1 protein-coding gene (cut by a window edge) is annotated in these 511 nt (G+C 71.0%); it reads right to left on the bottom strand.

Going from position 1 to position 511, the window contains the following annotated elements; genetic code table 11:
• Positions 1–448 carry the beginning of a bifunctional DNA-formamidopyrimidine glycosylase/DNA-(apurinic or apyrimidinic site) lyase gene (gene mutM, locus K789_RS0119720; protein ID WP_024368256.1) on the bottom strand. It extends 515 nt beyond the left edge of the window, so only the first 448 of its 963 coding nucleotides appear in the window; the start codon lies at positions 446–448; its stop codon lies off the left edge, out of view.
• Between the last annotated feature and the right edge of the window lie 63 nt (positions 449–511).

The following is a 511-nucleotide window of genomic DNA, read 5'->3' as shown; positions in this document are numbered from 1 at the left end:
CGCCGGGGCCGCCGTCGGGCGTGGGGACCAGCGAGGTGAGGAAGAGCCCGCCGAAGATCCGCTGGTCCACGAACCGGAGCTGTTCCGGCATGCCGTCAGCGGGGCTGAGCAGCAGCCGCACTTTCAAGTGCTTCTCGTCCGGGACAGCGGAGTCCTGCATCAGCAGTTGCCCGGACATGCCCAGGTGCGCCATGAGTGCCACGGCGGGCACGTCCGCTGCAGCGGGATCCCCCGGGGGCGTATCAGCCAGCGGCAGCCAGAGGAACTTTCCGCGCCGGACCACGTCCAGGACGCGGGCACCTTCAAGGTTGCCGGCGAAGTCCTCCGGGCCGAGTGCGTGCCGGCGGACGGAGCGCGGATCCACCACCTCAACAGCGGTGATGGTCCGGCCCCGCACCCAGCTCACCAGGCCGCGGCGGACAACTTCGACCTCGGGCAGTTCAGGCACAGTCCGTGCCTAGGCGCCGGTCTGGGACTGCAGCTGCTGCGCGCCGGGCTCCGGCGCTTCGAC

The organism is Arthrobacter sp. TB 26, from assembly GCF_000427315.1.
In the GTDB taxonomy this organism is placed as follows: domain Bacteria; phylum Actinomycetota; class Actinomycetes; order Actinomycetales; family Micrococcaceae; genus Arthrobacter.
Note: the sequence above shows the minus strand (reverse complement) of the source record. Positions and strands in the feature narration are given on the sequence as shown.